Raw genomic sequence first — 26,837 nt, 5'->3', positions numbered from 1 at the left:
CGGCTCCGCCGCGCGGGCGCGACGAGCCAAGACGGCGCCGCAGCCGCCGGACGGCGGTGCGCGACAACTCCCCAGGCGCCGACGCTAACCCGCGAACTCCGTGAGGGCGCGTTCCACGATGGCCACCAGCTGCTCGTGGTGCGCGCCCTTCCAGTACGCCCGGCCGCACTCCAGGCACTGGGCGAACACGTCGTAGGACCGCTGGGTGCCGCCGTGGAGCTGGTCGGCGACCTCCTCCTTCGTGGCCTCCTTGAGCAGGCCGTTGCAGGCGGTGCAGCGGGTCCACGGGTGCAGGTCGGGGCGGAACCGCTCCAGGACGTCCCGGAGCTGGTCCTCGGGGCGGGTGCTGTAGACGTAGGCGCCCGCCCACAGCTCGCGGCGGCGCAGCAGGCCCCGGTCGCGGCTGAGCATGACCCGCTGCTCCGCCGCCGAACGCGCCGCGAGGGCCGGATCCCCGATGTCCGTCGACTCGTACGCCGTGTCCACGCCGAGCAGCCGCAGCCGCCGGGCGAGGGTGCCCAGATGGACGTCGAGCAGGAAGCGCAGCGGAGCGCCCGGCACCCGCTGGGGGCGCTCGACCGCGTTCACCCGGACGGAGTCGCCCGCCGCGGCGACGTAGGACACCGGCACCTCCCGGCCGTCCACCTCCAGCGTCCCGACCTCGGTGAGCGGCACGCCCAGGGACTCCACGACATGGCCGAGGGAGGAGACTCCGTCGGTGACGAGGGCGGTGGCGCCGGACCGGCGGCCGTGCGGGACGAACAGGGCCAGCTCGGGGGCGACTTCGAAGCGGATCTCCGGTGCGGTCACCCGGTCAGGATGCCATGGCGCGGGGGAGCCGGCTCAGGGCTTTTCCGGGGGCAGACCGTGTTCGAGGACGTCCAGGGCGCGGTGCACCAGCGCCGGGAGGTCGTCGGCGAAGTCGTGCTCGGCCCAGTACAGGGTGATCTCCGTCAGGCCGCCGATCAGGGACATCGTGTGGACGCGGAGCTCCAGAGCGCCCGGGTCCTGGCCGGTGCGCTCGGCGATGGCCTCGGTGAGCAGCCTGCCGGTGAGCGACATGGTCTCCAGCAGCCGGGAGCGTACCGCCGGCACCTGGGCCATCAGCCGCGCCCGCAGCCTGAGGATGTCGGGGTCCTCCTCCAGGGCGAGGGCGACGGCCTTCGTCATCACCTGCCGCAGGGTCCGCGGCCACGGCTCGTCCGCCGGCCGCTCGCGGATCTCCGCCAGCAGGACCGGGGCGAACTCGTCGGTGAGGACGATGTCCTCCTTGGCCGGGAAGTAGCGGAAGACGGTGGACGGCGACACCTCGGCGCGCTCGGCGATCTGCTCGACGGTGGTGGCGTCGTAGCCCTGCTCCCGGACGAGCGCGTACGTCGCGGTGCGGATCGCCGTCCGGGTCCTGATCTTCTTCCGCTCTCTGAGTCCCAGCTGGGAGAGGTCGGCGGAGGTGGTGCGTGCGGCCGTCATGCGGGCCATTGTCGGGCACCGGGGTCACGGGTCCCCGCGGGCAGGGGCTAGGCGTGCTGGTAGGCCACCAGGGAGATGCCGACGTAGTGCACGACGAAGGCCGCCAGGGTGAAGGAGTGGAAGACCTCGTGGAAGCCGAACCAGCGCGGTGAGGGGTTGGGCCGCTTGATGCCGTAGATGACGCCGCCCACGCTGTACAGGACGCCGCCGGTGATCACCAGGACCAGGACCGCGATGCCGCCCGAGCGCATGAAGTCGGGCAGGAAGAAGACGGCCGCCCAGCCCATCGCGATGTAGCAGGGCGTGTAGAGCCAGCGCGGGGCGCCCACCCAGAAGACCCGGAAGGCGATGCCCGCGAGCGCGGCGGCCCAGATCCCCCACAGCAGCCACCGCCCCTTGCTGTCCGGCAGGAGCAGCATGGTCAGCGGGGTGTAGGTGCCGGCGATGATCAGGAAGATGTTGGAGTGATCGAGCCGGCGCAGGATGCCGTCCATGCGCGGACTCCAGTCACCCCGGTGGTACAGCGCGCTGACGCCGAACAGCAGACAGGCCGTGAAGGCGTAGATCCCGCAGGCCAGGCGGCCTCTGGGGGAGTCGGCGAGGGCGGTCAGCACCAGGCCGGCGATGACCACGGCCGGGAACATGCCGAGGTGCAGCCAGCCTCGGAGCTTGGGCTTGACCGGGTGGGGGAGGGAGAGCGCGACTGGACCGCTGCCGTCGGCGGCCGGAGGGTCCATGGGCGCGTCGGGGACGGACGCATTCATAGGGTGAATCGTACCTACGGGTCCGTAGGAAGCGGACGTGGCCAGCCTCACGCTCGCTCACCTGTGACGCCCTCTGGACATATGGGCACTCGCGTCGGATGATCAAATGAGTGCGGTCGGCACCGGATGAGCGCCAGGCACCCCTCTGGCAAGCATCCGGGTCGCAGCCCCCACGGGGCCTCCAACCCAAAATCCCTCATTTAGGAGCAATCGTGGCGCGCGACATCGCGGCTCCCCCCGGCGTCCCCACCACCCATCAGGAACTGATCTCGTGGGTCGACGAGATCGCGGAACTGACCGAGCCGGACAACGTGGTCTGGTGCGACGGATCCGAGGCCGAGTACGAGCGCCTGTGCGAGGAGCTCGTGGCGAAGGGCACCTTCAAGCGGCTCGACCCGATCAAGCGCCCCAACTCCTACTACGCGGCCTCCGACCCCACCGACGTGGCGCGTGTCGAGGACCGCACCTTCATCTGCTCCGAGAAGGAAGAGGACGCGGGCCCCACCAACCACTGGAAGGCCCCCGCCGAGATGCGGGAGATCTTCGCGGGTCAGAAGGGGATCTTCCGCGGCTCGATGAAGGGCCGGACGATGTACGTCGTCCCGTTCTGCATGGGCCCCCTCGGCTCGGACCTCTCCGCGATCGGCGTCGAGATCACCGACTCCGCCTACGTCGCCGTGTCCATGCGCACCATGACGCGCATGGGGCAGCCCGTCCTCGACGAGCTCGGCTCCGACGGCTTCTTCGTGCGTGCCGTGCACACGCTCGGAGCGCCGCTGGCCGAGGGCGAGGCGGACGTGCCGTGGCCCTGCAACTCCACCAAGTACATCTCCCACTTCCCGGAGTCCCGCGAGATCTGGTCCTACGGCTCCGGCTACGGCGGCAACGCCCTGCTCGGCAAGAAGTGCTACGCCCTGCGCATCGCCTCCGTCATGGCCCGCGACGAGGGCTGGCTCGCCGAGCACATGCTGATCCTGAAGCTCACCCCGCCGCAGGGCGAGTCCAAGTACGTCGCCGCCGCCTTCCCGAGCGCCTGCGGCAAGACCAACCTCGCCATGCTGGAGCCCACCATCTCCGGCTGGACCGTCGAGACGATCGGCGACGACATCGCCTGGATGCGCTTCGGCGAGGACGGCCGCCTGTACGCGATCAACCCCGAGGCCGGGTTCTTCGGCGTCGCGCCCGGCACCGGTGAGCACACCAACGCCAACGCGATGAAGACGCTGTGGGGCAACTCCGTCTTCACCAACGTGGCGCTGACCGACGACAACGACGTCTGGTGGGAGGGCATGACGGAGGAGACCCCGGCCCACCTCACCGACTGGAAGGGCAACGACTGGACGCCCTCCTCTCAGACGCCGGCCGCCCACCCCAACGCCCGCTTCACCGTCCCGGCCGCGCAGTGCCCGATCATCGCGCCCGAGTGGGAGGACCCCAAGGGCGTGCCGATCTCCGCGATCCTCTTCGGCGGCCGGCGCGCCACCGCCGTACCGCTGGTCACGGAGTCCTTCGACTGGAACCACGGCGTCTTCCTCGGCGCGAACGTCGCCTCCGAGAAGACCGCCGCCGCCGAGGGCAAGGTCGGCGAGCTGCGCCGCGACCCGTTCGCCATGCTGCCGTTCTGCGGCTACAACATGGGCGACTACATGGGCCACTGGGTCGACGTCGCCAAGGACAAGGACGCCGCGAAGCTCCCGAAGATCTACTACGTCAACTGGTTCCGCAAGAACGACCAGGGCAAGTTCGTCTGGCCCGGCTTCGGCGAGAACTCCCGGGTCCTGAAGTGGATCGTGGAGCGGCTCGAGGGCAAGGCTGAGGGCGTCGAGACCCCGATCGGCATCCTGCCGACGAAGGACGCCCTCGACACCAACGGCCTCGAACTGGCCGACTCCGACCTGGAGTTTCTCCTCACGGTCGACAAGGAGGTCTGGCGCGAGGAGGCCGCGCTGGTCCCCGACCACCTCAACACCTTCGGCGACCACACGCCGAAGGAGCTGTGGGACGAGTACCACGCGCTGGTGCAGCGCCTGGGCTAGTCCCCTCATGAACCCCCGCGGCCGGCCTCCGATGGGAGCCCTGACCAGTGATCGTCACGGGCCGGCCGCGGGCGGCAGCGACACGCCCTCCCTCGCGGCCCCTTGAACACAGGATCTTCACCCCTGTTACATGGGGGCACACGGGTCCCGCCGCTTCCGGTGGGGCCCGACACAGCCTGTGGGGGGCACAGTTGAATACAGCACGCCGTTCCGGACGCCTGGCGGCCACCGTCCTCGCCGCGGTCCTCGCCGGGACCGGACTCACCGTCGCCGCGGCGCCCGCGGCGCACGCGGCGGCCTCGGACACCGTGGCCAAGCTGCCGTTCACCTCGTACGGGTCGCTGGCCGTCGACAGCGTCCACGAGCGCATCTTCCTCACCGACGCGGACGTGGGCTCTCACGCCAATTACGGACAGATCGCCGTCTACACCTTCCAGGGCGAGCGCATCTCCACCATCCACACCACCTACCACGTCTCCGGCCTGGCGCTCAGCGCCGACGCGAGCACGCTGTACGTCGGAGAGCGCTACCGGATATCCGCCTACGACACCGCCACCCTGGCCATCAAGAGCGCGCCCAGCGTGCCCAGCGACCAGTGCGGGCGCGAGGTCGTGGTCGCCGGAGGCAACCCGTACTACACCTCGCAGTGGGCCGACAACCTCACCCAGTGCGCCACGGCGGCCTCCACCCTGGACACGATCGCCAACGGCGGCTGGCAGCGCACCGGTTGGAACGACACCGGCAAGCTCCTGCTGGAGGGCGGCCCGAACGACACCTTCGTGATGGGCCAGCAGCTCAACTCCTCGGCACCGAACCCGTTCCTCAGCGTCTTCGACGGAAGCGGCGAGACCCCGGTGCGCGACGCCACCCGCCGCTTCGCCGACGACACCGGCCAGGGCGCCCTGGACCTCAAGGACATCGCCGTCTCCCCGGACGGGGCGAAGATCGCCCTCGCCGACGCCAGGACCGGCACCCGGCTGCTCAACACCGGTGACCTGTCCGACGCGGCCACCGGCTACCAGGCCCTGCCGGCCGGAGCCACCGCCAGCGCCGTCGCCTTCAGCGGCGACGGCGCGTACCTGGCGCGCGGCGCCTCGGCCACCGGCGCCACCCCCGACCTGCTGGTGCAGCCCGCGGACTCCGGCGACGCCACGGCCCCGCTGGAGTTCGTCTTCGAGGGCAGCCAGGACGGCGACCGGGTCGTGCCGCGCGGCATGGAGTGGTCGGCCGACGGCTCCCGGCTGTTCGCCGTCACCACCAACGCCACCGGCAGCCAGTACTGGCTGCACATCATCCAGCCCCCGGCCGTGCAGTACGACGTCCGCTTCACCGGCGGGCTGACCCACAGCCCCGCCCAGGCGGTCGCGGGCGAACCGCTCGCCGTGCGCGGCAAGCTGGAGTGGGACGGCCCGGCGCCCGGGCAGCCCTTCAAGGTCACCGCCAGCCGTACGGACGCGGCCGGCACCCACGACCTGGGCACCTTCACCGTCAAGGAGGACGGCTCCTACACCGTCCTCGACGAGCCCGGTCTGCTCGGTGAGGCCACCTACCGCGTCTCCTTCCTCGGCGACCTCACCCACCGCCCGGCGGACGGCCCCACCACCACGGTCACCGTCGGCAAGGCGCCCGCCTCGATCGCGCTCACCGCCCCGGCGGAGGCCTCGATCAGCTCGGGCGTGGAGATCACCGGCACGTTCACCGCCCAGGGCAAGGCGCTGCCCGACCGGCCGGTGCTCAAGGTCGAGCGCACCGACCGCCTCGGCACCGGCACCCTGTCGTCGGTGACGGTTCGCGCGGACGGCACCTTCACCATCAACGACATCCCGCGCGCCCGCCGCGACGTCACCTACACGGTCAGCTGGCCCGGCGACGACCTCCACCTGGGCGCCACGGCGTCCGCGACGGTCCACGTCACGCGCTGATCCCCTCCCCGCCCCGGCCCTCCAGGTACCGGGTGTGGGTCTCCTGGCGGCGGGCCTCGGTGTCCCGCAGGCCCGCCGCCAGGCGCTCCGCCTCCTGCCGCAGCAGACCGAGCTGCCGCTCCAGATGCCGCTCCGGGGGCTCCTGTCCCGGCGTCAGCCGCGTCCACCACCTCGCCCGTACGAAGCTGTCGACGGCCTCGGGAAGGTCCTGCCGCACGGCCCGCCCCAGGGTGTGCAGGCCCTCCGGGTCCCCGGCGAGCAACTGTCCGGCCCAGCCCGGCGTCAGCAGCGCGGTGAGCAGGTTCGTCAGCTCGGTCAGCCGTCCCTCGGTGGCCGGGGGCAGCTCGACCTCCACCAGATACCCGCACAGCTTCTCGAAGTCGCGGCGCAGCTCCTGCAGTTGCTCCGACGGGTCCGGGAAGGCCGGCAGGGCGGGCCGCTCCGGGGGGGCGATCAGCGCGCCCGCGCCGTACAGTCCCGCGACGACGACCGGCCAGTACGGGCCCGCCACCCCGGCGAAGGTCAGTGCGAGCCCGGCGATCCCGCAGACGCTGCCGGCGATGTTCTTGCGGGACTCGAGGTACCTACTGATAGCCACGGATCTCCTCGAAGGCGCCGTCCAGCGAGCCCTGCCGGGCGTCGAAGAGACGGCCGCCGGTCAGGTCGGCGATGTGCTCCAGCTCGGCCCGGTCGGAGTCGCCGAAGAGGATGGGGAAGACGGGCGTGCCGCGCCGGTCCCGGTCGAGCCCGGCGTAGAAGGCGTCGAACTCCGCCGCCTCGGCGCCCGCGGTGTTCTCGCCGTCCGTCATCAGCACGATCGACGTGAACGTGTCCCGGCCGGCGCCGAGATGGCCGTACGCCTCCTCCAGCGAGGTGTAGATCGCGGTGTCGCCCTCTGCGGTGAGCGCCGCGGTGTCCTCGCGGATGGCGTCGAGTCCGGAAGCCGGGTCCGCGGGGTCGACGACATGGGTGCGCACGCTCTTGACGTCCGAGCCGAACGGCATCAGCGTCACCTCCTCCCGCTCGCGGAAGTCGCCGGTGAGCCCGGTGAGCGCCGACTTCAGGCGGGTCAGGCGGTCGCCGCGCATCGAGCCCGAGGTGTCGAGGACGTACACCGTCCGGGACGGGCGGCGCAGCTCGTTCTCGTAGGCGTCGAGCAGTCCGTCGGCGACGGAGCGGCCGCCGGGGAAGGGCAGTTCGCGGCGGCGGCCGGTGTCCAGGCCCGCGCCCGGGGTCACGGAGGCGACGACCGGGCGGCGGTGGGTGAGGTCGGTGATCTCCTGCTGCAGGTCCGGGCCGCGCAGGGCCTCGGCCAGCCGGCGCACGGTCTCCCGGGTCCCGGCGTCCGTGGCGGCGAGCGTGGACAGGGGGTAGTCGGCGGTGACGACACCGTCGCTCGGGCGGATCACGGTCAGGTCCGGGATGCCCTTGAGGACGGACTCGTAGTTGAGCATCGCGTCCACGTCCCCGCGCCGCTGGTAGGCGGCCGCCAGCCAGCCCGAGGAGCCCGAGGTCAGCCGCTGGCCCCGGAAGAACTCCTTCAGCCGCGGGCGGGCCCGGTCGACGTCCGCGTCCGTGAGCGCCGACTGGGCGCCGGAGAGGGCGGAGGCGACCGAGACGAGCGTGGCGAACCCGGAGTTGGAGCGTGCCGGGTCGGTCATGCCGTACGTCAGCTTCCCGTCCCGTACCGCCCGCTCGACCTGCGACCAGGTGACCTGCTCCGGCTTCCAGCCCAGCTCGCGCACGGTGTCCGGCCTGACGCCGATGGCGACCGGGCTGCTCATCACCGGGGTCTCCGAGACGACCTTCCTCGCCGCCTCGGGGCGCAGCCGCAGATAGTCGTTGGACGACAGCCACACGGCGTCGAACTTCCCGTCCGTGCCGCCCTTGGCGAGCAGCTCCACGGCGTCCAGGGTGCCCAGGTAGGTGGCGTCGACCTTGATGCCGGTGTCCTGCTCGACCCGGTCGAGCACCGGCGTCATGTCGGCGAGTTCGCTGGAGGCGAGGACGCGCAGGGTGCCGGGCCCGGGGGAGTCGGGCTCCTTGTCCCCCTGCGCGGTGCAGGCGGTGGCGAGCAGGGCGACGGTGAGCAGGGCGGCGCGGCGTCTCATCCGAGGCCCCCGTCCAGCGCGCCCCGGTTCCGGCTGCGCTCCAAGTAGGCGGAGGCGTGCTGGAGTTCGGAGGTCAGGTTCTCCACGGTCGTCGCCATCGCCTCGGTCGCCCGGACCTTGTACGTGTCGATGGCGTCCAGGGTCCGGTAGATCTGCTGGAACGCCGACCGCAGGGTCTCCGCGCCGACCGCGGGGTCGGCGGCGATGCGCTGGATCTCCCCGCTCTGCGTGGCGAGCATCTCGGCGTTGCCCCGCACCAGGTCCTCGGTGGTCCCGCGCAACGCGTTGACCTGCTCGACGACCTTCTTCTGGTTGTCCAGCGCGGACGCCAGCATCACCGAGATGCGCAGCGCCGACACGGTCGTGGTGGCGGCCCGGTCGACGCCCTTGATCAGCTCGTCGTTGTTGCGCCGTACGACGTCCATGGCGAGGTAGCCCTGCGCGCACACCGCGAGCTGGGTGAGCAGGTCCTGGTGCTTCTGCCGGACGGGGAAGAGGACGTCGGCGCGGAGCGAGTCGGCCGCTCCGGGATCGGCGGCCCCGGCGATGTGCTCCTCGACGGCGGTGCCGAGGGCCTCGGTGAGGACGACGTACTCCTGGAGCTTGCCCATGGTCTCCCACAGGCGGACCCGCTCGGTCTGCAACGCCGCGTTGTCCCGGCGCAGTTCGTCCTGGCCGCCGCGCAGCGAGCCCACGATCTTGTTGAGGGTGCCCTGTGCGGAGGCGTACTTGGCGACGTGGTCGCGCAGCCGGTTGCCGCCGGGCAGCCGGGAGAGGAACTTGCGGCCCCTGGAGGCGGGCAGGTCACGCGGGTCCAAGTCCTCGACCACGCGGCGCAGTTCCACCAGCGAGCCCGCGACCTGCGACTGGGCGTCCCCGCCCTTGTCGGGCAGGCTGCGCACGGTCCGCTCCAGCATCCGGTTGGACTGCGCGGCGGCGCTGCGCATCTCACCGGCGCCGAGAGCGGTGATCTCCCCGACCTTTCCGGCGAACTCCGGGGAACGGGCGTCGAGGGATGCGAGCGTCTGTACGTAGTCGGCGGCCTTCTGCGCGATGCCCGCGCGGACGCCCTCGTCGACGGGGACCAGCCCGCCGGCCTTCTCCCGCGGCACCGGCGCGACGGCCTCGGGCGGGGTGAGCGTGAAGGTTTCCTCGGTCATGTGCGGTTCCCCCTAGGATCCGGCCCGGCGTGCCATGTCGTGCAGCACCGCGGAGGTGGGCACGGGCACCTGCCGGACGCCGGTGAGCTGCTGGTTGAGATAGGCCGCGTGCGCGGCGGTGGCCGAGGTGAACTCGGCGCGGGCGCCCTGCGGCCGGAACCCGTGCCGGACCGCGAGTTCGCGCAGCCGGGGGTCCGAGCCGAGCAGGTCGCCCAGCGCCCGGCCCTCCTCGGTCAGCGGTACGACGGTGTGGTCGCTGTTGGCGGTGGTGTCCGGGTAGAGGACGGTCAGGTCGGCCACGCCGCCCTCGCCCTGCCCGAGCAGCGCGGCGACCTGCGACTCGTAGACGAGGACCAGCGGGTTCCCGGCGCCGCTGACGAAGTCCCGGAACGCCGCGTCGGTGCTGGACTGCTGGGCGCCCTGCACGCTGATCAGCTTGCGCATCAGCGGCGCGGTCGCCTCGACGTCCTCGGCGCTCGCGGCGACCCGGCCGCCGCCCTCGACCCAGGAGGCCGCGGCGAGGTACAGCGCGCCCGAGTTGGAGGTCTGCGGGTCGGTCGAGGCGATGAAGAGGGTGCCGGTCAGCTCGCCGTGCTGGTCGGCGCCCTTGAGCTGCTGCCAGGTCCGGTCCGCGCGGGCGGCGTCGAGGTAGGCGGTCATCCTCAGGGTGCCGCGGTGCTCCCCGTCCAGCGTCGCCAGGCCGTTTGCGGCGAGGACGCCGACGGCGTTGCGGTGGGCCACCACGACGAGGGGGGAGTAGAAGGGCCGCGGCAGCGGCTGGCGCACCTCGTACTTGGCGGCCAGTTCGTCGGCGGGCGCCTTGCTGGAGGGGAAGGCGAGGTCGTACCCCTTGAGGTCGAGCCCCTCCATCGCCCAGGACCCGGACGTCTCCGTCCGCACGGTGTAGCCCTGGGCGGCCAGGGCCTCCACCACGTCGGGATCGGCGAAGAACTCCGCCTTCTCCGACCCGATCACTGCTCGCACGGTCTTCGTTGCCGTGCCCGTGTCCCCGGATTCCCGGCCCGCCACGACAGCCGCCACCACGCCGCCGATCAGCACCACCGCGAGGACGATTCCGATGATTCGTCTCACACGCCGAGAGTGCTCCCGGAACCCAACATTCCCCGCCACCCCCGATGAACACCAGGAGTCATACCGACCCCGGTCCTGCAACACCCCGAAGGGCACGGGAAATCCGACGCGGCGTGCGGCGCCCCGAAAGGGGCGCGGGGAACGGCGCGAGCAACCACCCACGACAGGCAGCCGCCGACGCGCCAGAAACCCCTACGGCGACAAGGCGCCGCGGCTCAAGCCAACGCAGTGCATGGCGCCCGGTCCGCGCGTCGCTGCGGGTGCACGCGGACCGGGGCCGACTGTGGGCGCCCCGAAAGGGGCGCGGGGAACTGCGCGACAAGCCACCGCGCTCCCGCAGCCGCAGGGCGACGTCAGGCCCTACGGCGACAAGGCGCCGCGGCTCAAGCAGCGCAGTACGCGGCCGCCGCTCAAGCCGCGCAGCACGCGTGCGCGTCCATCCGCTCCGCCGCCAGAATGGCCGCCGCCGTGTCGGCGCGGGACGCCGCGACGACCAGGGCGCGCCCGGCGAGCGTGTGCGCCCGCTGGTGCAGCGCCGGCAGGTCACGGGCCTCGCCCGTGGGCACCGCACGCACCGCGGCACCGCCCCGGAGCCGGGTCACCTGCTCCGCGAGCCGCTCGGTGGCGGCGTCCAGGTCGGCGGACGGGGCCAGGGCGCGCAGTTCGTCGGTGACCGCCAGCAGTGCGGCGAGATGACCCGCCAGCTGGATGTCCAGCTCCTCCTCGCGCGTCCGGTGGGGGAAGTCGGAGGTGGTGCCGGCCATCGTGTGGACCGACTTGGTGCGGATCGGTTCGTACATGGGGGATGGCCTCCTGTGCTCTGACAGGAAACCATCCTAGCTTAGATTCCGTCTAAAGTTGAGCCGAGCGTAGATCGGGTCCTCAGGGCTGGCTGTAACCGTCGAGGAAGTTCCCGATCCGGGTCACCGCGTCCCGCAGATCCCCGACCGTCGGCAGCGTCACGACCCGGAAGTGGTCGGGCTCGCTCCAGTTGAACCCGGTGCCCTGGACCACCATGATCTTCTCGCGCCGCAGCAGGTCCAGGACGAGCTGCCGGTCGTCCTTGATCTTGTAGACCTGGGGATCGAGGCGGGGGAAGAGATAGAGGGCGCCCTTGGGGCGTACGCAGCTCACCCCGGGGATCTGCGTGAGCAGCTCGTAGGCGACGTCCATCTGCTCCTTGAGCCGCCCGCCCGGCAGGACCAGGTCCTTGATGGTCTGCCGCCCGCTGAGGGCGGCGACGACGCCGTGCTGACCGGGCATGTTGGCGCACAGCCGCATGTTGGCGAGGATCGTCAGGCCCTCGATGTAGGAGTCGGCATGGGCCCGCGGACCGGAGATCGACATCCAGCCGACGCGGTAACCGGCCACCCGGTACGCCTTCGACATGCCGTTGAAGGTCAGGGTCAGCAGGTCCGGGGCGACCTTGGCGGTCGGGGTGTGGGTGGCGCCGTCGTAGAGGATCTTGTCGTAGATCTCGTCGGAGCAGACGAGGAGGTTGTGCCGGCGCGCGAGGTCCGTGAGCCCCTTGAGCACGGCCTCGTCGTAGACGGCACCCGTGGGGTTGTTCGGGTTGATGATGACGATCGCCTTGGTGCGGTCGCTGATCTTCCGCTCCACGTCGGCGAGGTCGGGCATCCAGTCGGACTGCTCGTCGCAGCGGTAGTGCACCGCGGTTCCGCCGGACAGCGAGACGGCGGCGGTCCACAGCGGGTAGTCCGGCGAGGGCACCAGCACCTCGTCGCCGTCGTCCAGCAGCCCTTGCATCGCCATGACGATCAGCTCGGAGACGCCGTTGCCGACGAAGACGTGCTCGACGTCGGTCTCGATGCCGAGGGTCTGGTTGTGCATGACGACCGCCCGGCGCGCCGCGAGCAGCCCCTTGGCGTCGCCGTACCCATGGGCCGAGGAGACGTTGCGGAGGATGTCCTCCAGGATCTCCGGCGGGCACTCGAAGCCGAAGGCCGCGGGGTTGCCGGTGTTCAGCTTGAGGATGCGGTGACCCGCCGCCTCCAGCCGCATGGCCTCCTCGAGAACCGGGCCCCGGATCTCGTAACAGACGTTGGCGAGCTTGGTCGACTGGATCACCTGCATGCCGGTGAGCTTACGGCCCGGTAACGCCCCATGGGCCGTGTTTCCCACCACATGAGACGGGTGGTTTGGGGGGTTATCGCCGACGGCTGTCCCCCGTGCGCCTCCCGTCTCTACAATGCGCGGCCATGCCCAGCCACCGCAGCACGGAAACGGGACGAACAGCGTGAATGCCCCCAACGGTGTCACTGGCCCCCACGGTGAGGGCCCTCAGGTCCCGCCGCGGGTGTACGTCCCGCAGGCGGCCCCGTCCCCCGACTACGAGGAGTACCGCGACCCGGCCCTGGCGCACGGCTGGCAGAACGCGTACGACGAGACGAGCGAGCTGCCGCGGGTGACCGGCGCGCCGGACGGCGGCTGGGAGCCCGGCACCGGCGGCCGCGCCGCCCGCCGCTCGCACCGCCGCCGGGACCAGCGCCGCCCCCTCCTGATGGCCGCCGGCGCGCTGGGCACGGTCTCGGTCGCCGCCCTGGTGGCGGGCTTCGGGTTCTCCTCCGACTCCTCCTCGGGCGGCTCGGAGGGCAAGAAGGACCCGGCCCGCTCGGCGCAGGACGACACCGGCACGCCGACGGGCGACGACGGCACATCCAGGGGCGACGCCGGCACGCCGACGGACCCGTCCGCGACCCCGCCCCCGACTCCGCCGGCCGCCGCCTCCGGGGCGCCGGGCACCACGGCCTCCCCCGGCGAGGCGGAGCCGACGCGGCCGCGGACGTCCGGCGAGGACTCCGCCGCCCCCACGACCACGGCCCCCGCCACCGAATCCCCCGAGCCCACCGCCACCGCCATTGCCACCACCGCCTCGGGCGACACCGGCCCCGGCAACTCCGGGAAGAAGCCCGGAAGCGGCTCGGGCAGCACCAAAAGGCCGCGGTAGGCCGCAGGCGCCTCGGGCCGGCCGCCGTGGCCGGAAACGACTGCTTGTTCCCGGCACCCCCTCACACAACAATGCGCATGACAAATCAGCGGGTGGCCGGAAGATCTCCGGTCACCTTCGGTGCAAGAGGGGACCCCCACATGAGAAAGCCTCTCGTCGTCGCGCTGTCCGCCCTGGCCCTGGCCGGGGCCGGCGCGGCACCCGCGGTCGCCGCTCCCGACCGGAGCGACAGCGCCGCGCCCGCGATCCAGGCCGTCACCTTCGCCGGGACCGTGTCGCTCAGCAACTGCTCCGGATCCGTCGTGCGGATGCCCGACTCCGAGGACAACGACCCCGCGCTCGTGCTCACCAACGGCCACTGCCTGGAGACCGGCTTCCCCGCGCCCGGCGAGGTCGTCGTCGACCGGCCCTCCAGCCGCTCCTTCGGGCTGCTCAACTCCGCCGGCACCCGCGTCGCCACCCTGCGCGCCGCCAAGATCAGCTACGCGACGATGACCGACACCGACGCCGCGATCTACCAGCTCACCCGCACCTACGCGCAGATCAGGTCCTCGTACGGCATCAGCGCGCTCACCCTCGGCGACACCCGCCCCGTCGCCGGCACCGCCATCAGCGTCGTCTCGGGCTACTGGAAGCGGATCTACAACTGCTCCGTCGACGGCTTCGCGTACCGCCTGAAGGAGGGCGACTGGACCTGGAAGGACTCCGTCCGTTACACCTCCGCCTGCGACACCATCGGCGGCACCTCGGGCTCGCCGGTGCTCGACCGGGCCACCAACACGGTCGTCGCCGTGAACAACACCGGCAACATGGACGGCCAGAGCTGCACCGTCAACAACCCCTGCGAGGTCGACGCGAGCGGCAACGTCACCGTCCGCCAGGGCATCAACTACGCCCAGCAGACGTACCGGTTCCCGGCCTGCTTCGGCATCGACAACAAGCTGGACCTGAGCGCGAGCGGCTGCGTCCTGCCCAAGCCGTGACCGTTCACCGCGCCGGCGTGCGCCGCACCGACCGGCCCGCGAGCACGTCGGTCCGGCGGCCGTTTTCGATCACGAAACGGCCGTCGATCAGGACGTACGGGATGCCGGTGGGCAACCTCCTCGGCTCCTCGTACGTCGAGCCCGCCGCCACCGTCCGCGGGTCGAACAGCACGAGGTCGGCCCGGTAGCCCTCGCGGACCAGACCGCGGTCCGGCAGGCGCAGCCGGGCCGCGGGGCGGGAGGTGAGGTGCGCGACGCACTCCTCCAGTGACAGCACCCCCAACTCCCGCACGTAGTGGCCGAGGTACCGCGGGAAGGTGCCGTACGCCCGCGGGTGCGGCTTGGTGCCCTGGAGGATGCCGTCCGAGCCGCCGGTGTGGACGCGGTGGCGCATGATCGACCGGACGTTCTCCTCGTGGCCGACGTGCTGGAGGATCGTGGTGCCGAGGCGGTCCGCCAGGAGCAGCCGGCGGGCCGTGGTCCAGCCGTCCAGGCGGTGGCCGACGTGCGCGGCGAGGGCGGGGTCGCTCACCCCCGAGATCTCGATCGTGTCCCACTCGACGGGCACGCCGTGACAGCCGTCCGAGCCGGTCACCTCCAGGTGGTGCCGGATCCGCTCGGCGCTCTCCTCGTCCGCCAGCCGCGCCAGCACCGCCTCCGGGCCGCCCTCGCTCGCCCAGCTCGGCAGCAGCGCGGCCAGCGTCGTGCAGCCGGGGGTGTAGGGGTAGGTGTCGAGGCTGATGTCCGCGCCGGCCGCCAGCGCCTCGTCCAGCAGGTCCAGCAGCTGCGGCGCCCGGCCCTTGTTCACCCCGAAGTTCATCGTGGCGTGCGCCAGATGGAGGGCGCAGCCCGCCTCCCGGGTCAGGGCCACCATCTCCGCGTACGCCTCCAGCGCGCCCGCCCCGTAGGAGCGGTGGTGCGGGCAGTAGTAGCCGCCGTACGACGCCACCACCCGGCACAGTTCGGTCAGTTCGGCGTCCTCGGCGTACATGCCGGGGGTGTAGGTCAGGCCCGAGGACATGCCGACCGCGCCCTGCTCCAGGCCCTCCGCGACCAGTTGCCGCATCCTCGCCAGCTCCTCGGGCGTGGCCTCGCGGTCCTCCCAGCCGACCGCGAGGGCGCGGATCGTGCCCTGGGGGACGAGGTAGGCGGCGTTCACGGCGACGCCCCGGTCCAGGCGGTCCAGGTACTCGCCGACCGACCGCCAGTCGAAGTCGATGTCGTCGCCGTGGCCGTTCCAGCCGGTGATCGCGCGGCGCACCTCGCCGAGCGTACGGTCGTCGACCGGCGCGTACGACAGCCCGTCCTGGCCGATCACCTCCAGCGTCACGCCCTGCGCGGCCTTCGCGCTGTGGTCCGGGTCCCGCAGCAGGGCCAGGTCGCTGTGCGCGTGCATGTCGACGAAGCCGGGGGAGAGGACCAGCCCTTCGGCGTCCAGCTCGCGCCGGGCGGAGGGGCGCTGGCAGCCCGCCGCGGCCGCCTCGCGCACGATCGAGACGATCCGGCCGTCGTCGACGACCACGTCGGCGCGGTAGGAGTCGGCGCCGGAGCCGTCGACCACGTCGGCGTCCCGGATGACCAGGTCCTGCACGTCGGGCCTCCTAGAAGAACGTACGGATGTAGTCGACGACCGTGCCGTCCGCCTCGGCGACCGGGATCAGCGGCCACTTGTCGAAGGACGTGCACGGGTGGGAGAGGCCGAGGCCGACCCAGTCGCCGACCTCCAGGTCCGCCTCGGGTGCCGTGCGCAGCCACGCGTGCTGGTCGGACAGGGCGGTCACCTCGATGCCGGCCGCCGGACGCTCCACCCCGTCCCGGCGGACCACCTGGGCGAGGGGCAGGTCGATGTCGTAGGCGGCGTCCCGCTTGCCGGCGTTGACGAAGGCCTGCTCGGCGGAGGGGCGGGAGACCACCTGCGTCCACAGCCGGAACGCGGGCTCCAGGGCGCCCTCGGCGGGGACCCGGTTGAACGGGGTGAGCTTGCGGTAGTGGCCGTCGTCGTGCGAGACGTAAGCGCCCGAGCGCAGCAACTTCAGTACCGGCAGCGAGAGTTCCGGGATCCGCGCGAACACGTCGGCGACCGCGTCGAACCAGGCGCTGCCGCCCGCGCTGACGACGATCTCGTCGGTGTCCGCGAACCGCCCCGCCCGGTCGAAGTCCTCGGCCAGCGCCACCAGCCGGCGCAGCCACGCGTGCACCCGCTCCGGGGTGGCGCGCGGCACCTCGCCCTCGTACCCGGCGACGCCGACCAGCCGCAGCGCCCGGGCGGCGGCCACCGCGTCGGCGACTGCCGCGCACTCGGCCTCGGTGCGCACCCCGGTCCGCGCGCCCTCGCCCGCGGCGAGTTCCACGACGACGTCGACGGGCCGGGCGGCGCCCTTGAGCGCCGCGTTCATCAGCTCCACCCCGCGCACGGAGTCGACGTAGCAGACGAACCGGAACTCCGGGTCGGCGGCCAGTTCCGCGGCCAGGCGGCGCAGGGCCGCCGCGTCCACCAGTTCGTTGGCGAGGAACACCCGGCGGATCCCGAACTCCCGCGCCACCCACACCTGATGGGGCACCGCGAGCGTGATGCCCCAGGCACCGTGCTCGACCTGGCGCCGGAAGAGCTGCGGGGCCATGGAGGTCTTGCCGTGCGGGGCGAAGGCCAGGCCGTGGCGTTCGGCGTACGTCTCCATCAGGCGCAGGTTGTGCGCCAGGCGCTCGGCGGACAGGGCGAGCACGGGGGTGGCGAAGCCGTCGGTGAAGAGGTTGCGCCGCTCGGCCGCCAGCTCGCCGACGGTCAGGCCCATGGCGTCCGGCGGCAGGCCCTTGAAGCGGTGGTCGACGCGTTCCTCGGCCAGACGGGCGAGCGCTTCAGCGGCCATGGGGCCTCCCTGATCCAGTGCGTTGCATTATTTGCAACGCTCATTGCGTATGTCGCTTACTGCTGTCTAACATCTCGGCCAACACGAGCACAAGGCTGGGGAGCTACGACGATCGTGACCATCACCGGGACCGGCAACACCCCCGACGTCGTGGACGTCGTCGCGCTCGGCGAGTCCATGGTCGCGTTCCTGCCCGCCCGGCCGGGCCGCCTCGCCGACGTGCCCTCCTTCGACCGGTCGATCGGCGGCGCCGAGTCCAACGTCGCCTGCGCCCTGGCCGCCGCCGGACACTCGGTGCGGTGGGTGAGCAGGGTCGGCGCCGACGGCTTCGGCGACCACCTGGTCGAGGCGATCGGCTCCTACGGCGTCGATGTGTCGGCGGTGGGCCGGGACCCGGCGCGGCCGACGGGCGTGTACTTCCGCACCGCCGGCGACCGCGGGACGGACGCGCACGAAGTGGCGTACTACCGGGCCGGCTCGGCGGCGTCCGCGATGAGCGTGCGGAACGCGCAGGTGGGCCCCGGGCGCGTGCTGCACCTGTCCGGGATCACCGCCGCCCTCTCCGGCAGCTGCCTGGCGCTGGTGCAGAAGCTCACCGAACGCGGCCCCGGGCGCCCGCTCGTCTCCTTCGACGTCAACCACCGGGCCGGCCTGTGGCGGGACCCGGCCGCGGCCGGTGACGTCCTGCTCGGCCTCGCCCGCGGCAGCGACCTCGTGTTCGTGGGCGAGGACGAGGCGGCGCAGGCATGGGGGGTGGAAGGCGGCCCGGACGGGATCCGGGAGCTGCTCCCCGAGCCGGGGGTGCTGGTGGTGAAGGAGGGGGCGAAGGGCGCGACGGTGTTCCAGGAGTCCACCCGCGTCTTCCAGCCCGCCCTCCGGGTCGACGTCGTGTCGGCCACCGGCGCCGGGGACGCCTTCGCCGCCGGGTTCCTCTCCGCCACCCTCCGCGAACTCCCGCTGCGGGACCGGCTCCGGCACGGCCACCTCTGGGCCGCCGCCGCCCTCACCGCCCCCGGCGACCTCGCCCCGCCCCCCGCCCGCGACACCGCCGACCGGCTGGCCGCCCTCGGCGACGAGGCGTGGGGGAGACTTCGACTCGGCCCCGGCTGGACACCGGCCGCACCCCGGGCCGAGGAGGAGGTACGCACCCCATGAGCCAGACCGTAGACCGCGCGCTGAGCATCCTGCCGCTGCTCGCCGAGGGCCCCGCCGACCTGGGCCAGGTCGCCGACCGCCTGGGGGTGCACAAGTCCACCGCCCTGCGCCTGCTGCGCACCCTGCACGAGCACGGCATGGTCTACCGCCAGTCCGACCAGCGCTACCGCCTCGGCGCCCGGCTGATCGCCCTCGCCCAGGAGGCGATGGAGAACCTCGACATCCGCGAGATCGCCCACCCCCACCTCGTCCGCCTCAACGACACGTGCGGACACACCGTCCACCTCGCCGTGTACGAGGAGGACGAGGTGCTCTACATCGACAAGGTCGAGAGCCGCTACCCGGTCCGCATGTACTCGCGGATCGGCAAGCCGGTCGCCATCACCGTCGCCGCCGTCGCCAAGCTGCTCCTCGCCGACCTCGCCGAACCCGAGCGCCGCGCCCTCGCGGAGAAGCTCGACTACCCCATGTACACGTCCCGTTCGACACCCAACGCCCCCGCCTTCCTGCGGGAGCTGGACGCGGTGCGCGAACAGGGCTGGGCCACCGACCTCGGTGGCCACGAGGAGTCCATCAACTGCGTCGCCGCCCCCATCCGCGGCGCGGACGGCAGGGTCGTCGCCGCGATGTCGGTCTCGGCCCCCAACGTCGTCGTCACCGCCGACGAACTCCTCACCCTCCTCCCGCTGGTGCGCCGCACGGCCGACGAGATCAGCGGCGAGTACTCAGGCAAGACCCCGGCAAAGGACCCCGTATGACCGACAAGACCGCGCTCACCCCGCCGACCCACACCACCCCGCCCGCGAAGTTCTCGCACGGCGTGCGCAAGGGCAACATCCTCCAGGTCGCCGGCCAGGTCGGCTTCCTGCCGGCCGAGGAGGGCAAGCCGCCCACCCCCGCCGGCCCCACCCTGCGCGAGCAGACCCTGCAGACCCTCGACAACGTCCAGGCGATCCTCGAGGAGGGCGGCGCGAGCTGGGACGACGTGATGATGATCCGCGTCTATCTGACGGACGTGGCCCACTTCGCCGAGATGAACGAGATCTACAACGCCTACTTCGAGGCGCAGCACCTCACCGCCCCGCCCGCCGCGCGCACGACGGTCTACGTCGGCCTTCCCGCGGGCCTGCTCATCGAGATCGACGCGCTCGCCGTCCTCGGCTGACGCTCACTCAACTCCCGCACCACCCCCACGGCATGGCCCCTCGCCGGGCCATGCCGCGCTCCCCCCTGCCCGAAAGCTGTATGTACGTAGCAAGAGGACCCCCATGACACCACCCCCGCACACCGGCGGCCTGCTCCTCCTCGTCGACGGCACCGCCGGTCTGCTCACCGTGGCCGCCGTCGGCATCGCGCTGCTGCTCTTCCTGATCATCCGGGTCCGGCTCCAGCCGTTCGTCGCCCTGCTCGCCGTCTCCATAGCCGTCGGCCTGCTCGCCGGCCTGTCGGTCACCGAACTCTTCGGCACCGTCCAGCGCTCCGACGCGGTCTCCACCATCGAGACCGGCATGGGCGGCATCCTCGGCCATGTCGCGATCATCATCGGCCTGGGCACCATGCTCGGCGCGATCCTCGAAGTCAGCGGCGGCGCCGCCGTGCTGGCGTCCCGGCTGCTCGGGCTGTTCGGCGAGAAGCGCGCCCCGCTCGCCATGGGCATCACCGGCGTCGTCTTCGGCGTCCCGGTCTTCTTCGACGTGGGCATCTTCGTCCTCGCCCCGATCGTCTACGCCGCCGCCAGGCGCTCCGGAAAATCGATCCTGCTGTACTGCCTGCCCCTGCTCGCGGGCCTGTCGATGACCCACGCCTTCCTGCCCCCGCACCCCGGCCCGGTGGCCGCGGCCGGACTGCTCCGCGTGGACCTCGGCTGGGTCATCCTCATGGGCGTCGTCTGCGGCATCCCGGCCGTCCTGGCGGCCTGGGTGTACTCCGCCTGGATCGGCCGCCGGATCTTCGTCGCCGTACCGCAGGACATGGTCGAGGCGGCGGAGGAGGCCAGGCGCGCCGTCGAGCACGAGCAGCGCGAGCCGCGTGAACAGCCGGTCGCCCTCGGCACGGTGCTCGCCATCATCGGTACGCCGCTGATCCTGATCCTCGCGGCCACGTTCTCCTCGATCGCCCTCGACCCGTCCACCCCGCGCTCGGTCATCGAGTTCTTCGGCCACCCCTTCGTGGCGCTGACGATCGCGCTGCTGCTCGCCTACTACGTCCTCGGCATCCGGCGCGGCTGGTCCCGCAAGTCCCTGGAGACGGTGTCCACCTCCTCCCTCAAGCCGGTCGGCAACATCCTGCTGGTCGTCGGCGCGGGCGGGGTCTTCGGCGCCGTACTGAAGGCGAGCGGGGTGGCCCAGGCGCTGTCGGACACCTTCAACGACGTGGGCCTGCCGGTGATCGCGCTGTCCTACCTGATCTCCGTGGTGCTGCGGGTGGCGCAGGGCTCCGCGACGGTGGCGATCGTCACCACCGCGGGCATCGTCGCGCCGCTGCTGGCGGAGGGGGACCACTCGCAGGCCTTCGTCGCCCTCGTCATCATGGCCATCTCGGCCGGGTCCATCTTCGCCTCGCACGTCAACGACGGCGGCTTCTGGATGGTGGCGAAATACTTCGGCATCAGCGAGCGGGACACCCTGAAGACCTGGACCGTCCTGGAGACGGTGCTGTCGGTGGTGGGGTTCGTGATGGCCGCCGGATTGAGCATCTTCGTATAACGATGCCGGTGCCGACTGTGTGCGGCACAGGATCGTCGACCATACTGCCCGCTGTGGAGCAGCGCATAGGATCGAGCAGCCAGCCCCTGGAGGGCGCCGGATTCGACCCGGCCTTCGTCCCCGGGCTCACCCCGCCCGTGTCCATGGAGAAGCGGGCGCAGGAGCCGGCGGAGCCCGAGGACGCGGACGCGAAGGCCGTGGAGGCCGCGGAAGCGGTCGAGGTCGTCAAGGAAGCGGTGGAGGAGGCAGCGGTGGAGGAGGACGAGACCGCCGCCGACGAAGTCGCCGACGACGGGCCGGTCTTCGAGGCCGCCGACCGCCGGGCGAGGATCGTCGCCGACCGCCGCGGGGTCCGGCTCTGCCTGGACGACCAGGAGTGCGAGTTCCGCTGGGACGAGATCGGCGCCGTGGAGACGGAGACCGCCCGCTTCGGCAAGCGGTACACCGTCACGGTGCACACTCCTGACCGCCGTTGGTACCCGATCGAGATCGAGGCGGCGGCCAGGAGCCGCTTCGCCGAGTGGGAGTCACAGCTCGACGCCGTGCTGGACGCCTACTTCGAGGAGTCCGACTAGCAGTACTCGACTAGCAGTACTGGGACTCCTTCCCGATCGACCGGTACATGCAGTCCGCGTTCTCCAGCAGTTGCAGCACCGCGTCCCGGTTGCGTGAGGTCTCCCGCTCGATCACCTCGTCGGGCGGGTAGAACCCACCGCCGGAGCTGGAGCGCGGATACATCTCGAAGGTGTACCCGAAGATCTTGTGGGTGCCCCAGAGGTAGTCGTCGATCGACCCGTCGGTGATGTACAGATCGCTGGCCTGTTCCGCCGTGTAGCCGTTGCTGGCCGCCATCTTGCCGCCGACCGTCGCGAAGGCGTTGCGGTCGTCGGCCGTCATCCCGGTCGTGGTGTCGGAGTAGGTGTACCCGAACGGCCACAGCACCAGTTCGCTGTAGGTGTGGAAGTCGATCCCGGCCTTGATCTGCTGCACGCCGCCGATGACCCGGCTGCGCACGAAGCTCGCCACGACCCGCACCTCGGGCGCGGACTCGGGCGCCGAGCCCCGGTAGGTGTCCGAGGACGTGGAGCCGGAGGAGCCGCCGCAGCAGCCCCAGCGGTAGTTCCAGTTGCGGTTGAGGTCGGTACCGACGTAGGAGGAACCGGAGTTGGGCTGCCGGTTCTTGCGCCAGGAGCGGTACGAGCCGGTCGCGATGTCGTACTCGCCGCCGTCCGGGTTGATGTCGGGGATGATCCAGATCTCGCGGTTGTTCACCATGCTGGTGACCCGGGAGTCGGAGCCGTAGTCGGAGGTCAGCTCGCGCAGCAGGTACAGCGCCATCTCGACGGTGAGGTGTTCGCGGGCGTGCTGGTGGTGGGTGAACAGCACCTCCGGCTCGGACTCGTCCGTGCCGACGTTGTCGCTGATCTTGATGGCCGTGATGTTCCGGCCCTGGTACGACGTGCCGATCACCCGGGTGCTGGCGATGGCCGGGTTCGCCGAGACGATCGAGTTGATCGCGCTCGTCATCTCCGCGTAGTTGTGGTACCGGGAGTCGGCCGACGGGAAGTCGAGCAGCCGGGCGTCGTCCGCGCCGCCCGAGCGGTCCGGTACGGCGCCGAGCGGCGTGACCTCGTAGCCGAGGCCGCGCAGGGTGCGGATCTGGTCGGCGCGGCCGGAGACCACCAGGCCGTGCGCGTCGACCTCGTCCACGGTGACGCCGGTGCGCTGGATCGCGGTGCGGTCCCTGGCGGTCGAGTGGGTGTGGATCTCGTACTGGCGGACGGTGTCGGCGGAGGGCGCCGGCCGGGTGCCGCTGTCGGCGTTGGCCGTGACGGTCGCGGAGAGGGGTGCCGCGAGGGCCAGGGCCAGGAGGGTGGCAAGGGTGGCGGTGCGTCTGCCGCCGCGGGCGCCAGAGCCTCGTATGCGAAGCCGCATGAATTCTCCTTGTGTCTCCAGGGCTTCCGGGATCTCCGGAAGGTGGGGAGTGGAGCAGGGGGGTGGTTCAGCGACGTACTGGTGCGGGTGGCGCTCATCGTCCGTGCGTGGCATGAGCGGGTCAAGATGGAAAACGGCCGCGATGGCGGGAACCCGTCTCGGGGGCGTCGAGCGGGCAGTGTACGCGTGCGGGCGGCATGTGACGCGGGCCTGGCGGAAGGTGCACTCGGGCGGGTGAGGCTCGTGTGCGGGTGCGGGTTGGAGGAGGGACAGTGGGGGGTCCCTGGCCGAGAGGGGGGCCGGACTCCGGCTCGGTCCTCGGACCGCGATCCCAGAGAACTGGACTGGCTGATCATGGGCGGATCGGCGCCACGACAGGACGGCCTCGCGGTCGTCCCCGGCTCGCCCGAGCCGACCAGCTTCGTGGACCGGCGCGCCGAACTGGCCGCCGGGCGGCGGCTGTTGGCCAGATCGCGCCTGGTCACTCTGACCGGGCCCGGTGGAGTCGGCAAGACCCGCCTCGCCACGCGCCTCGCGGACCGGGTCCGCGGCGCCTTTCCGGACGGGGTCCGGTTCGTGGGGCTGGCGGGACTCGACGACCCGGCCCTCGTCCCGCACGCCGCCGCCGACGCGCTGGGCCTGCACGACCACAGCGGGCGGCCCCCGCTGGACGCGCTCGCCGGGCAGCTGGGGGAGCGGCGGCTGCTCCTCGTCGTCGACAACTGCGAACACCTGCCCGCCGCTTGCGCGGAGCTGATCGCCGCGCTGCTCCACGGCACCCCGCACGTGCGGGTCCTGGCGACGACCCGGCACCGGCTGGGTCTGCTCGGGGAGCACCTTCTGGAGCTACGGCCGCTGCCGGTACCCGACCCGGACGGTGACCTGTCCGACGCCCGCCGCCATCCCGCGCTCGCCCTGTTCGCCGACCGGGCCGCCGCCGTGGACCCCGCCTTCCGGCTCACCCCGGACAACCGGGCGGCCGTGGCCCGCCTCTGCCGCCGCCTCGACGGACTCCCGCTCGCCATCGAACTCGCCGCGGGACGCCTGCGGGACCTCGGACTCGACCAACTGGAGGCGGGCCTGGACACCCGCGGGGAGCTGCGCGCGACGGTCGACTGGAGCCACTCGCTGTGTACGGCACAGGAACAACTGACCTGGGCCCGCGCCTCGGTCCTGGCGGGCGGCTTCGACCTGGAGACCGCGGAGGCGGTGTGCGCGGACGGGGTACGGCTGCGCCCCGCGGACGTCGTGGAGGCGGTCACCGCTCTGGTGGACAAGTCGGTGCTGATCAGGGAGACGGCGGCCGGAACCGTGCGCTACCGCCTCCTCGACACCCTCCGCCACTACGGCCTGGCCCGCCTCCGCGCCCTCCCCGGCGAGGAACCCACCGCGCGCCTGCGCCAGCGAACGTGGATGCAACACCTGGCCGACACCTACGAACGCGCATGGTTCGGCCCGTCCCAACGCCACATCGTGGCCCGCCTGAAAGCCGACCAGGACAACTTGCGCACAGCCCTGAACTTCAGCCTTTCGGGCTGGGGGGAGAGGGGCGAGGGGTCCGGGGGGTGGGATGAGGGGTGCGGGGCCGGGGGGGAAGGGGGCGGAGGGCTTCGGTTGGTGGGGGCTCTGTGGTTCTACTGGCATGCCTGTGGGGCTCCTCGGGAGGGGCGGTACTGGGTCGAGCGGGCTCTGGCGGCCAATCCCGAGCCCACCGCGGAGCGGGCCCGTGCGCTGTGGGTCGCGGGGCTGCTCGCCGCCGTCACCCGGGATCTGGTGCACGGCCGGCGGCTCGCCGAGGAGGCCCGCGCGCTCGCCCTCGCGCTGGGCGACGAGGCCGAGGCGGCGCACGCCGGTTACGTCATCGGCGTCATCACCCTCTTCCTCGACGACCTGCCCACCGCCCTCGCCCACTTCGAGGCCGCCGCGGAGCGGGGCCGCGTCCCCGGCCAGCACCTCAGCCTCGTCGGCCTGGAGCGCGTGGAACTCGCCTGCGCGCTGGGCTTCCTGGGCGAGGCGGACCGGGCCGTCGCCGTCTGCGAGGAGGCCCGCCGGCTCTGCGAGCGGCACGGCGAGGAGTGGGTGCACTCGTACGTACTGAGGATGCTCGCCCTCGCCCACACCGTGCGGCGGGACTGGCCGGCCGCCGCACGCCACGCCCACCACGCCCTGCGCCTCAAACTCGCCGTCCACGACGTCACCGGCATCGCCCTCACCCTCGACCTCTTGGCCCGGATCGCCACCGGGACCGGCGCCCACGAGCACGCGGCCCTCCTGCTCGGCGGCGCCGACCGGGTCTGGTCCGACATCGACCGCGACCGCTGGGGCTCGGCCGCCCTGCGGACGCCCCGCGAGGACAGCGAGCGCCGCGCCCGCGAGGCCCTCGGCGAGCCGGCGTACGAGAAGGCGTACCGGTACGGCCGCGAGCTGGAGCTGACGGAGCTCGTGGGGCACGCGCTCGACGAGGGCCGCGGCACCCCGGACCCGGCCGACGGGCCGAAGGGCTCCCACCTCACCCCCCGGGAGTCCCAGGTGGCCGACCTCGTGGCCCAGGGCCTGGCCAACCACCAGATCGCCGACCGCCTGGTCATTGCCCGCCGCACCGCCGAGGGCCACGTGGAACGCATCCTCGGCAAGCTCGGCCTCGACAACCGCAGCCAACTCGCCGCCTGGGTCACCGCCCGGCGCTGAACCACCACCGCACACGGCACAGACAGGGGAACGCGTGAGCAGCCAACCGCAGGTGTTCGACCACCGCATGACCGCCCCCGGCACCGACGACGCCTTCGTGGCCGCCGCCGTCCCCTTCCTGGCCCACGCCCTGGACAGCCCCGGCGAACCCCCGCCCGTCGCCGTCGCCGCCCCCGCCAAGCTGGACCTCCTGCGGGACGCCCTCGGCGCCGACGCGAAGAGCGCCGTACTCCTCCCGCACACCGACTGGTACACCGGATCCGCCGCCAACGCCGTTGCCCAGGCGGCCGGTTACCTCGCCGCGCACGCCGGCCCCGGCGGCCGTATCCACCTGCTGATGGAACCCGTCTGGAACGGCCGCGCCGGACGCTCACCGCGCGAGAGCGCCGAGTGGATCCGCTACGAGGCCCTCGCCAACCTCCTGTTCGCCCCGTTCGCCACCACCGCCCTGTGCGTCTACGACACCCGCACCGCCGGCCCCGCCCTCATCGCCGAGGCCCGCCGCGCCCACCCCGGCACCGGCGTGTACGAGGACCCGGTACGGCTCACCGCCGAGCTGGACTCCGTACCCCTGCCACCACCCCCCGCGGACGCCCGGCGGCTGACCGGCGCGGACGCCGGGGCGGTACGGGCCTGGGCGGGCGGCAGCGGACTGCAGGACGCGGACGCCGAACTGTTCGCGCTGGCCGTCACCGAGGCGGCGGCCGCGCTCGGCCCGCTCACCGGCGTCCGGCTGTGGGGCGCGGCACCGGCCTGCGTCTGCGAACTGCGCACCGCCCGCCGCGTCGACGACCCCCTGGCCGGCTTCGTCCCGCCGGACACCGGCGAACTGGAACCGGGCCAGGGCCTGTGGTACGCCCGCCAGGTCTGCGCCTACGTCGACGTCCGGGACGACGCGGCGGGGGCGACCGTACGCCTGCAGTACGGATAGGACACGGGGGCCGCGGCCGGGGAAACAGGTATATCTACCCGTGCGCCCCG

Annotated in this window: 23 protein-coding genes; 11 read left to right on the top strand and 12 right to left on the bottom strand. The window is 72.3% G+C overall.

Annotated features, from left to right (window positions below; genetic code table 11):
- Nucleotides 1-84: 84 nt before the first annotated feature.
- From ACFYW5_RS03200 to ACFYW5_RS03190, 3 genes are read right to left on the bottom strand one after another with little or no spacing between them, the layout of a single operon-like run.
- Nucleotides 85-810 (bottom strand): Mut7-C RNAse domain-containing protein, encoded by a 726-nt coding sequence (locus ACFYW5_RS03200; protein ID WP_389415206.1) that lies wholly within the window; start codon nt 808-810, stop codon nt 85-87.
- A gap of 33 nt (nt 811-843) precedes the next feature.
- Entirely contained in the window at nt 844-1,479 is a 636-nt protein-coding gene (locus tag ACFYW5_RS03195) for a TetR/AcrR family transcriptional regulator (protein ID WP_389415205.1), read from the bottom strand.
- A 38-nt stretch (nt 1,480-1,517) separates the two neighbouring features.
- A complete protein-coding gene (locus tag ACFYW5_RS03190) occupies nt 1,518-2,234 on the bottom strand; it encodes a hemolysin III family protein (RefSeq protein ID WP_389415204.1) in 717 nt (238 codons plus the stop codon).
- Between the two features lie 212 nt (nt 2,235-2,446).
- On the opposite strand from ACFYW5_RS03190, the gene ACFYW5_RS03185 reads away from it, so the two are divergent.
- The gene (locus ACFYW5_RS03185) at nt 2,447-4,270 is read left to right on the top strand and encodes a phosphoenolpyruvate carboxykinase (GTP) (RefSeq protein ID WP_389415203.1); all 1,824 of its coding nucleotides are present in this window, start codon (nt 2,447-2,449) and stop codon (nt 4,268-4,270) included.
- A gap of 191 nt (nt 4,271-4,461) precedes the next feature.
- Complete coding sequence (locus ACFYW5_RS03180) at nt 4,462-6,192, top strand: Ig-like domain repeat protein (RefSeq protein WP_389415202.1); 1,731 nt, start codon at nt 4,462-4,464, stop codon at nt 6,190-6,192.
- Here the strand turns inward: ACFYW5_RS03180 and ACFYW5_RS03175 are convergent.
- The 6 genes from ACFYW5_RS03175 to ACFYW5_RS03150 form a co-directional block, all read right to left on the bottom strand.
- Nucleotides 6,182-6,790, bottom strand: coding sequence for a hypothetical protein (locus tag ACFYW5_RS03175; RefSeq protein WP_389415201.1), 609 nt, complete (start codon nt 6,788-6,790; stop codon nt 6,182-6,184). The two genes, ACFYW5_RS03180 and ACFYW5_RS03175, sit on opposite strands and share 11 nt — an antisense overlap.
- Nucleotides 6,777-8,303 (bottom strand): substrate-binding domain-containing protein, encoded by a 1,527-nt coding sequence (locus tag ACFYW5_RS03170; protein ID WP_389415200.1) that lies wholly within the window; start codon nt 8,301-8,303, stop codon nt 6,777-6,779. The genes ACFYW5_RS03175 and ACFYW5_RS03170 overlap by 14 nt, the downstream gene beginning before the upstream one ends.
- Nucleotides 8,300-9,463: a toxic anion resistance protein gene (locus tag ACFYW5_RS03165; RefSeq protein WP_389415199.1), complete on the bottom strand. Its 1,164-nt coding sequence runs from the start codon at nt 9,461-9,463 to the stop codon at nt 8,300-8,302. The genes ACFYW5_RS03170 and ACFYW5_RS03165 overlap by 4 nt, the downstream gene beginning before the upstream one ends.
- 12 nt (nt 9,464-9,475) lie before the next feature.
- The gene (locus tag ACFYW5_RS03160) at nt 9,476-10,555 is read right to left on the bottom strand and encodes a hypothetical protein (protein ID WP_389415198.1); all 1,080 of its coding nucleotides are present in this window, start codon (nt 10,553-10,555) and stop codon (nt 9,476-9,478) included.
- Between the two features lie 410 nt (nt 10,556-10,965).
- A complete protein-coding gene (locus ACFYW5_RS03155) occupies nt 10,966-11,355 on the bottom strand; it encodes a hypothetical protein (RefSeq protein WP_389415197.1) in 390 nt (129 codons plus the stop codon).
- A gap of 82 nt (nt 11,356-11,437) precedes the next feature.
- Nucleotides 11,438-12,649, bottom strand: coding sequence for a pyridoxal phosphate-dependent aminotransferase (locus ACFYW5_RS03150; RefSeq protein WP_389415196.1), 1,212 nt, complete (start codon nt 12,647-12,649; stop codon nt 11,438-11,440).
- Nucleotides 12,650-12,872: 223 nt separating this feature from the next.
- Between ACFYW5_RS03150 and ACFYW5_RS03145 the strand changes: the two genes are divergently transcribed.
- Nucleotides 12,873-13,523 carry a hypothetical protein gene (locus tag ACFYW5_RS03145; RefSeq protein WP_389415195.1) on the top strand — a complete coding sequence of 217 codons (651 nt, stop codon included), beginning with the start codon at nt 12,873-12,875 and terminating at the stop codon, nt 13,521-13,523.
- Nucleotides 13,524-13,663: 140 nt separating this feature from the next.
- Nucleotides 13,664-14,506, top strand: a complete 843-nt coding sequence (locus ACFYW5_RS03140; RefSeq protein WP_389415194.1) for a serine protease — start codon at nt 13,664-13,666, stop codon at nt 14,504-14,506.
- Between the two features lie 4 nt (nt 14,507-14,510).
- On the opposite strand, the gene ACFYW5_RS03135 is transcribed toward ACFYW5_RS03140, so the two are convergent.
- Nucleotides 14,511-16,097, bottom strand: a complete 1,587-nt coding sequence (locus ACFYW5_RS03135; RefSeq protein WP_389415193.1) for an amidohydrolase family protein — start codon at nt 16,095-16,097, stop codon at nt 14,511-14,513.
- Nucleotides 16,098-16,107: 10 nt separating this feature from the next.
- Nucleotides 16,108-17,373 (bottom strand): alanine racemase, encoded by a 1,266-nt coding sequence (locus ACFYW5_RS03130; protein ID WP_389415192.1) that lies wholly within the window; start codon nt 17,371-17,373, stop codon nt 16,108-16,110.
- A gap of 114 nt (nt 17,374-17,487) precedes the next feature.
- Between ACFYW5_RS03130 and ACFYW5_RS03125 the strand changes: the two genes are divergently transcribed.
- From ACFYW5_RS03125 to ACFYW5_RS03105, 5 genes are all read left to right on the top strand, one after another.
- The gene (locus tag ACFYW5_RS03125) at nt 17,488-18,528 is read left to right on the top strand and encodes a sugar kinase (RefSeq protein ID WP_389415191.1); all 1,041 of its coding nucleotides are present in this window, start codon (nt 17,488-17,490) and stop codon (nt 18,526-18,528) included.
- Nucleotides 18,525-19,286 carry an IclR family transcriptional regulator gene (locus tag ACFYW5_RS03120; RefSeq protein ID WP_389415190.1) on the top strand — a complete coding sequence of 254 codons (762 nt, stop codon included), beginning with the start codon at nt 18,525-18,527 and terminating at the stop codon, nt 19,284-19,286. Before ACFYW5_RS03125 ends, ACFYW5_RS03120 begins: the two co-directional genes overlap by 4 nt.
- Nucleotides 19,283-19,693, top strand: coding sequence for a RidA family protein (locus ACFYW5_RS03115; RefSeq protein ID WP_389415189.1), 411 nt, complete (start codon nt 19,283-19,285; stop codon nt 19,691-19,693). The genes ACFYW5_RS03120 and ACFYW5_RS03115 overlap by 4 nt, the downstream gene beginning before the upstream one ends.
- 103 nt (nt 19,694-19,796) lie before the next feature.
- Nucleotides 19,797-21,233, top strand: coding sequence for a GntP family permease (locus tag ACFYW5_RS03110; protein WP_389415188.1), 1,437 nt, complete (start codon nt 19,797-19,799; stop codon nt 21,231-21,233).
- 53 nt (nt 21,234-21,286) lie between these two features.
- A complete protein-coding gene (locus ACFYW5_RS03105; protein WP_389415187.1) occupies nt 21,287-21,808 on the top strand; it encodes a hypothetical protein in 522 nt (173 codons plus the stop codon).
- Between the two features lie 10 nt (nt 21,809-21,818).
- Here the strand turns inward: ACFYW5_RS03105 and ACFYW5_RS03100 are convergent, their stop codons facing one another.
- Nucleotides 21,819-23,168: a M14 family metallopeptidase gene (locus ACFYW5_RS03100; RefSeq protein ID WP_389415186.1), complete on the bottom strand. Its 1,350-nt coding sequence runs from the start codon at nt 23,166-23,168 to the stop codon at nt 21,819-21,821.
- A gap of 354 nt (nt 23,169-23,522) precedes the next feature.
- Between ACFYW5_RS03100 and ACFYW5_RS03095 the strand changes: the two genes are divergently transcribed.
- Nucleotides 23,523-25,856 carry an ATP-binding protein gene (locus ACFYW5_RS03095; RefSeq protein ID WP_389415185.1) on the top strand — a complete coding sequence of 778 codons (2,334 nt, stop codon included), beginning with the start codon at nt 23,523-23,525 and terminating at the stop codon, nt 25,854-25,856.
- Between the two features lie 34 nt (nt 25,857-25,890).
- A complete protein-coding gene (locus ACFYW5_RS03090; protein ID WP_389415184.1) occupies nt 25,891-26,787 on the top strand; it encodes an anti-sigma factor RsbA family regulatory protein in 897 nt (298 codons plus the stop codon).
- The last annotated feature ends 50 nt before the right edge of the window (nt 26,788-26,837 follow it).

Origin of the sequence: Streptomyces sp. NPDC002779, from assembly GCF_042888685.1 — a bacterium.
Classification (GTDB): domain Bacteria; phylum Actinomycetota; class Actinomycetes; order Streptomycetales; family Streptomycetaceae; genus Streptomyces.
This window is presented reverse-complemented; position numbering and strand designations above follow the sequence as displayed.

Bases quoted from the DNA above. Each gene is read 5' to 3' on its own strand.
- ACFYW5_RS03150 (WP_389415196.1), bottom strand. From the start codon at position 12,649: ATGCAGGTGATCCAGTCGACCAAGCTCGCCAACGTCTGTTACGAGATC.
- ACFYW5_RS03190 (WP_389415204.1), bottom strand. From the start codon at position 2,234: ATGAATGCGTCCGTCCCCGACGCGCCCATGGACCCTCCGGCCGCCGAC.
- ACFYW5_RS03110 (WP_389415188.1), top strand. From the start codon at position 19,797: ATGACACCACCCCCGCACACCGGCGGCCTGCTCCTCCTCGTCGACGGC.
- ACFYW5_RS03165 (WP_389415199.1), bottom strand. From the start codon at position 9,463: ATGACCGAGGAAACCTTCACGCTCACCCCGCCCGAGGCCGTCGCGCCG.
- ACFYW5_RS03140 (WP_389415194.1), top strand. From the start codon at position 13,664: ATGAGAAAGCCTCTCGTCGTCGCGCTGTCCGCCCTGGCCCTGGCCGGG.
- ACFYW5_RS03170 (WP_389415200.1), bottom strand. From the start codon at position 8,303: ATGAGACGCCGCGCCGCCCTGCTCACCGTCGCCCTGCTCGCCACCGCC.
- ACFYW5_RS03195 (WP_389415205.1), bottom strand. From the start codon at position 1,479: ATGGCCCGCATGACGGCCGCACGCACCACCTCCGCCGACCTCTCCCAG.
- ACFYW5_RS03100 (WP_389415186.1), bottom strand. From the start codon at position 23,168: ATGCGGCTTCGCATACGAGGCTCTGGCGCCCGCGGCGGCAGACGCACC.
- ACFYW5_RS03155 (WP_389415197.1), bottom strand. From the start codon at position 11,355: ATGTACGAACCGATCCGCACCAAGTCGGTCCACACGATGGCCGGCACC.
- ACFYW5_RS03130 (WP_389415192.1), bottom strand. From the start codon at position 17,373: ATGGCCGCTGAAGCGCTCGCCCGTCTGGCCGAGGAACGCGTCGACCAC.
- ACFYW5_RS03095 (WP_389415185.1), top strand. From the start codon at position 23,523: ATGGGCGGATCGGCGCCACGACAGGACGGCCTCGCGGTCGTCCCCGGC.
- ACFYW5_RS03115 (WP_389415189.1), top strand. From the start codon at position 19,283: ATGACCGACAAGACCGCGCTCACCCCGCCGACCCACACCACCCCGCCC.
- ACFYW5_RS03120 (WP_389415190.1), top strand. From the start codon at position 18,525: ATGAGCCAGACCGTAGACCGCGCGCTGAGCATCCTGCCGCTGCTCGCC.